Source organism: Corynebacterium sp. HMSC055G02 (assembly GCF_001809065.1).
Lineage (GTDB): Bacteria > Actinomycetota > Actinomycetes > Mycobacteriales > Mycobacteriaceae > Corynebacterium > Corynebacterium jeikeium_D.
Genome location: NZ_KV795646.1, coordinates 1 through 6194, shown reverse-complemented (window position 1 = coordinate 6194; position 6194 = coordinate 1). Strand labels below are relative to the sequence as shown.

Sequence of the window (6194 nt, the reverse complement as noted above, 5' to 3'; positions counted from 1 at the left end):
GTCATAAACTCACACAGTTTCACATTTGCAGCCCGTAATTTCTGGGGTTAAAGGCCAAAAATGTGAGCCTTTCCGGCGGCGTGGTTATCTGACCCAGCCTTTTCGATGCCGCCTCCTCCCCCATAGTCACTACCGAGTAGCCACCAAGCCTGCATCCGCGGACTGCAGCTTGCCGTCAACCATCTCCACGATTCGGTCGGCACCGTGGAGCTGCCCCAGGTCGTGGGTGATGTACAGGGTGGCCACACCCATCTTCCGCGTCACATCCATAATCAGTCGCGTCACCGCCCCTGCACTCTTCTGATCCAAAGCCGCGGTCGGTTCGTCGACTAGCAGCACTTCCGGCTCATTCATCAGTGCGCGCGCAACATTGACGCGCGCCTGCTGACCACCGGAAAGCTGGCTCACGCGACGTTCTCCCAGCCCAGCCAGTCCGACTGCCTCTAGCAGCTCATCCGCGCGCTTCTCCGCTTCACGACGGCCACCCGCGGGCCACCCGAAAACACGGCCCAGTCGCCGCATTGCGATGAGCTGCTGCTTAACCGTCAGCGCTGGCAGAAGATTCGGCTGCTGGAAAACAATACCGATGTGTTCGCGACGAATCTTGGCAGCATCCGCGCCGCGAGCGCTCAAATCAATGGCCTTCCTTTCCGCACTCTCGTCCGCGCCTGCACCGTTCGCGTCCTGTTTGTTGGAGTACAGCGTGACATGTCCGGTATCGGCACTCTTCAAACAACCTGCGATGGTCAACAGAGTCGACTTGCCGGAACCCGATGGTCCGACCAGTCCCACTACCTCGCCTGCCCGGATCTTCAGCGAGATGTCATCCAAAATGGTGCGTTTGTTGTCGCCATCTTGGACGGTCAGCGAGATGTTCTTTAGAGCGAGTGCCACGGGAGCCTGGTTGTCGATGTAGGTAGTCATTTTGTCCTCAATTCCTCAATTCCTCAGTTGCAGGTTGTGCATGATTAACGCGATGTGAGTGTTCTGTGGGAAGCCGCCGTGCTAGGCCGTACTAACGAGCCACTACGCATTCGCCAATGCGGTGGTCGGATCGACGCGGAATACCGGCACCAGTGCCAGCAGCGCACCAACTACGCCGGTCACGGCCAGAATGAGCCCCGGTACGACGGTCGTGGAAGCATCGACCACAATTGGCATGACGTCGCCGCTCTGCAGAGCCCAGCCCGCCGCTGCAGTCACCGCAACACCGCCGCCGACTCCGATTGCCAGCACGGCCAGGACCTGCGCCAGAGAGTCAGCCACCAGCACGGAGCGGGACGCACCGAGCGCCGAGGAAATGGCCACACCACGCAGTCGTTGAACAGTCCACACGGTGAAGAACGCGCCTACCACCAGCGCAGAAATCACATACAGCATCGAGGTCATCGCGTTCAGCGAAGTCTGCTCACCCTGGTAGGAAGCCGACAGGTTATTGCGCTCGCCGTCGCGCAGAATGGTTCCTTCCGGGACATTCGGCAGCTGCGCCGCGGACTCGTCGACAACCATCGCCGCTGGCACCATCTGCCCCGGCGTCAGGTCTTCCATCACGCCGCGCCCGGCATAAATGACCGCTTGGTGATCCAGCCACTTATCCCCCGCCACGCGCGCAACGGTGGTCTCGTGCTCGCCCATCGCGCCAGACAGGGTCAGCGAGTCACCTTCCGCAATGGCGGTTTCACTGACGCCGTCGGTGACGGCCACCTGGTCGTCGTTAAGCGAAAAGTCGGAGATGACGGTGACGGGCGTTTCATCGACGCGCGCACGACTGACGTAGACATCGCGGATGGTGGCGTTGTTATCGTTCGCCCACGTCTGGACGCTCTTTCGCGCCGTCTCGCCGATACTTGACGACGACAGCGACGTGGCCCCCTCCGAGATGACGACGGCGTCGTTTTTGTCGTAGACCTCGTCCAGTGCGGAGACGGACTGGGCGGACAGGCCGGCGGCCAAAGCCGAGAGGAACGTGACCATCACAGCAATCATCCCGACGGTGATGGTGATCAGTGCGGCACGGCCTGGAGCGGCTCGAAGTTCTTTCATTGACTGGTACATACTCATTATGGTCGTGGATTCAAAGGCGGATTTAATCGCCATGGAGGTTGAACTTCGTCTCCAACTTTCGGTTGATGTTGACAATTCCGGCTCGTCAGCGGTGTTTTGGCAGGCGGAACTGCCCTAAGCTCGAGAGCGTGGATACTCCTGAGACCCTGAACCGCAGCTGGCAATTACTGCGGTTTGCCCTGGATGTTTTGGTGCTGGTGCTGCTGGCGGTATGCGTGGTTCCGGATCCGCAGTGGCGAATCATCACCTATGCGGCGTGTTTTCTAGCGGTGTACATCGCAGGTTCGGTCGGGCCGATTGGTCGGGCTCGGCATGGCAACGTAGCCAACGAGGTCGCGCTGACTAAGCCGCGTGGCCTGCTGTTGGGCTGGCTTGTGATTCTGCTGCTGTGCTGGGCGGCAATGTCGTTTGCGACGCTGGATGCCTCTTTCCTGGTCTTCCCGCTGTTTTTCGTAATTCTGCAGGTCACCGGTGGCCTAATGGCCGTGGTTATGGTGGTGGCAACGACGGCGACGGCAATCGGTGCTATCGCCGTCCACACTCCGCTGACATTTGGTGGTGTCCTCGGCCCCATTCTGGGTGGGACGTTTGTACTCACGGTGGGGCTGGGGTTCCGGCTCCTGCAGAAGGAGACTATCGAAAAGACCAAGGCGCTGGAGGAGCTCTCAGCTGCCCGCGCCCACTCGGAAGCACTGTCCCGTCGTGCCGGTGAGCTGGACGAACGCGCACGCCTCGCAGCCGATATTCATGACACCGTGGCGCAGGGGCTTTCCTCCATCCAGCTGCTGCTGCATTCGGTGGAGTCCCGCATGAAAAGTGCTCCCACTCAGCATGACCAGACCTCGGTGGATTCGCTACAGCTCGCCCGCAAGGTTGCGGCCGACAATCTCGCCGAGACCCGGCGCATCATCGCAGCACTTCAGCCGGCTCCCCTCGAAGGCGCAGACCTATCCGGCGCGTTGGAGAAAGTCTGCTCCTCCACGGTGCTGGGCGATGCTGTCAGCTTCTGCGTCGACGGCACACCCACGCGGCTGCCGGCCACCGTCGAAGCAACCATCATCAGGGTGGCCCAGGCGAGCTTGGCGAACGTCGTCAAGCATGCACACGCCACGCGTTGCCGTGTCACCCTGACCTACCAGCCCGACGAGATTCTGCTCGACTGCGTCGACAACGGCATCGGCTTCGACCCCACCGCACCAACTAACGACGACAGCGTGGGGATCGCCAACGCGCGCCGACGCGTGGAGAAGCTCGGCGGCACCTTCACCATCGAGTCGGAACCGGGGCGTGGCTGCGGTGTCAGCGTCAGCATCCCGCACGAGCTCGCCTCTTAAAGTCCCGCGCCTGGTATGCAGGTAGGAAACGACCATTCACATCACCCGAGGAGTTAGCCAGGTGACCAAGCCCATCGGAGTCCTCATCGCCGACGATCACCCCATCGTCCGCGCTGGTCTTCGCGCAGTCGTTGAATCGGCGCCGGATATCGTCGTGGTTGGCGAGGCGGCCAGCGGTGACGAGGCGGTCGAGAAGGTGCGCGCATCGCTTGACGACGACTCTTGCGACCACATCGATCTGGTACTCATGGACCTTCGCTTTGGTGAGGCCCCTGGCACTGCTACCCGCGCAGGCGGAGTTGATGCCACCGCAGCCATCCGCGCACTGGCCGGGCGCGGCGCAAAGGCTCCAGAAGTGTTGGTGGTGACCAATTATTCTTCGGACTCCGATGTGCTCGGCGCTGTCACCGCAGGCGCAGTTGGTTATCTGCTGAAGGATGCCGCTCCGGAGGAGCTCATCGATGGTATCCGTCGTGCCGTTCGCGGCGAGACCGTGCTGAACACACAAGTGGCCGGGCGCTTGATGGGTCGGATGCGCAACCCCAATACAGCACTAACCCCGCGCGAACTCGAAGTGCTCGAGTTGGTCGCGCGGGGTATGTCGAATAGAAAAATTGCAGAACAGCTGGTGCTCACCGAAGCGACTGTGAAATCGCATCTGGTACATATTTTCACCAAGCTAGACGTCAGCTCCCGCACCGCGGCTGTTGCTCGGGCGCAGGAGCTGGGAATGTTGGGTGATTAGGAAACGGACTAACCCGCGTGGCTTAAATGATGGCCTCACTTAGAGGACATGGACTACCAAGAGCTGGTCTCGTCGGCGTTGCCCTTCTTCCAGGTCTCCCACGGGATGTTCCAGTCACCGAGTCCATCAACACCGGAGAGCGTCTCACCAATCGTATTCTTCACAATCACGATGTCACCGCGCTTAGTGTTGTCCAGGAACCACTTAGCGTTGGCGTCAGTGACGTTGATGCAGCCGTGAGACTGGTTGACGCTGCCCTGTGCCCACGTTGACCACGGTGCACCGTGGACGTAGATACCGGAGTAAGACATCTGCGTTGCATAGTTAACCGGCGTGACGTAGCCACCGTTTTCCAGAGACAGGCCGTAGGTACGAGAGTCCATCACCATGGTCTCGTTGCGATCACCGATGATGTACTGGCCATTCGGAGTCGGGTGAACATTCGACCCCATAGAGATAGGCATGGAGTTTACGACTTCACCGTTCCTCTTAATGACCATGGTCTTCGTCGCGTCATCAGCGATAGCAATGACTTCATCACCGATAGTGAAGCTGGTTTCGGCGGACTCCGCACCGTACATATCGTCACCAAGATCCGTGCCGTAAATATCGGACTTCACGGTAACCTTGGTCCCCGGCTTCCAGTACTCCTTTGGACGCCAGCGCACCTCACTGTTATTCAGCCAGTAGAAAGCGCCTTCCACCTTAGGCTCGGTGGTCACCTTAATTGCTTCCTCAGCAGCCTTGCGGTCCGAAATACTCGCGCTGAATTTCACAGCAATAGTCTGACCGACACCCACGGTGGAACCATCCAGCGGGGACAGGTAACCATTTACCTGAGAAGTCGGCTCGACGGTGGTGAAAGAAGTAGCCAGCTTTTCTGTGCCCGAGGTGGCGTTAATCTCATAGGTCTTTGAGTAGCCCAGGGGTTCTGCAGTGGTCCACTTGGTACCACTGGAGTCGAGCTTGCCCTTGACCTCTTTGCCCTCAGGGTTGGTCATAACAACCTTGTCCAGGCGATGTCCCTCTTCCACCTGAACCGAAATCGGGTCAACCACCGAAACATCGGTGGCGTCGTCCTTCACACTGGCGACAAGACCAACGTCTGGCTTCTCCGCCTCTTGCTGCTCGGCATTATCTCCGCCGACGGTACAAGCAGCTAGCGAGATGGTGGTCGCAAATGTCACCACCGCCATCGACAGGCGCTTAAAAGATTGCCGCATGATCGTGCTTCACTCCAACAGTGCAATTATTAAGTAGTAAGTCCCGGGGACACACTGCGACACACAGCGGAGTCCTGCTACAGCCCCTGGTGCGCCCTCGAAAAAGGTCAGACTGCCCTGCAGCGGCACTAGCCACCGATAAAACGCTCGCCCTAACTGAAAAGCCTTATTGACTGCCCAATCGCAGTCATCAACCCCTCACAGGGCGCAGCACGCAAAGTAGCCCAACGGTTCCTACAGTTAACCCTCTGGAAAATTGCTGTGCAACCCCAAAAAACCGGGGCACTTCAACCGACCTGGGAAAACAGCGCCCCCTTGAAGCTGCGTTACCGAAAAGTAATCAGTTCGCTATTCAAAAGTGCCACCGGACGCTTCCGGACGTTACTGAACACTGTCGAACGTAACTCCGACATCTATGCACACTCCCAACGTCGATGGCATTGATACAGGCCCTACCCCACTTTGAGGATTTCCAAACTTTTTTTGAACTTTTTTCAAACGGTTGCGCAAAACCTTTCAAAAAACATGCAAAAACATCAATTCAAAAACAGCATCTGACCAGCCGATTTTACAAACAATCAGAAACCTGGTTATATATCTTCTCGTTGCCGGCGAGGAGCTCACACAGAGAGCACCAAGCAGGAAACAGTAAGCGCCATTAGCTCAACTGGCAGAGCAGCTGACTCTTAATCAGCGGGTTCGGGGTTCGAGTCCCTGATGGCGCACAATACAGACCGGGAAGGTAGAAATACCCTCCCGGTCTTTTTGTTGCATAACAAGCGTAGGCGCCAACTTGGGGTTAAACGACAAAATGTGTGTCTGGCTCGG

The 6194-nt window shown here is 58.4% G+C and carries 5 protein-coding genes and 1 tRNA gene; 3 read left to right on the top strand and 3 right to left on the bottom strand.

All coding sequences use genetic code 11. The annotated features are described in order from the left end of the window. Positions 1-129 precede the first annotated feature (129 nt). Positions 130-924 (bottom strand): ABC transporter ATP-binding protein, encoded by a 795-nt coding sequence (locus tag HMPREF2547_RS04515; protein ID WP_049172923.1) that lies wholly within the window; start codon positions 922-924, stop codon positions 130-132. A gap of 102 nt (positions 925-1026) precedes the next feature. Next, complete coding sequence (locus HMPREF2547_RS04510) at positions 1027-2043, bottom strand: FtsX-like permease family protein (protein WP_239272274.1); 1017 nt, start codon at positions 2041-2043, stop codon at positions 1027-1029. Positions 2044-2192: 149 nt separating this feature from the next. On the opposite strand from HMPREF2547_RS04510, the gene HMPREF2547_RS04505 reads away from it, so the two are divergent. Both HMPREF2547_RS04505 and HMPREF2547_RS04500 read left to right on the top strand, forming a co-directional pair. After that, complete coding sequence (locus HMPREF2547_RS04505) at positions 2193-3398, top strand: sensor histidine kinase (RefSeq protein ID WP_065421673.1); 1206 nt, start codon at positions 2193-2195, stop codon at positions 3396-3398. A gap of 61 nt (positions 3399-3459) precedes the next feature. Continuing rightward, positions 3460-4143 (top strand): LuxR C-terminal-related transcriptional regulator, encoded by a 684-nt coding sequence (locus tag HMPREF2547_RS04500; RefSeq protein ID WP_080969579.1) that lies wholly within the window; start codon positions 3460-3462, stop codon positions 4141-4143. A gap of 53 nt (positions 4144-4196) precedes the next feature. Here HMPREF2547_RS04500 and HMPREF2547_RS04495 read toward each other — a convergent pair whose 3' ends face one another. Further along, positions 4197-5366 carry a L,D-transpeptidase gene (locus HMPREF2547_RS04495; protein ID WP_049172917.1) on the bottom strand — a complete coding sequence of 390 codons (1170 nt, stop codon included), beginning with the start codon at positions 5364-5366 and terminating at the stop codon, positions 4197-4199. 652 nt (positions 5367-6018) lie between these two features. Here HMPREF2547_RS04495 and HMPREF2547_RS04490 point away from each other — a divergent pair. Beyond that, positions 6019-6091: transfer RNA gene (locus HMPREF2547_RS04490), tRNA-Lys, on the top strand. Positions 6092-6194 lie beyond the last annotated feature (103 nt).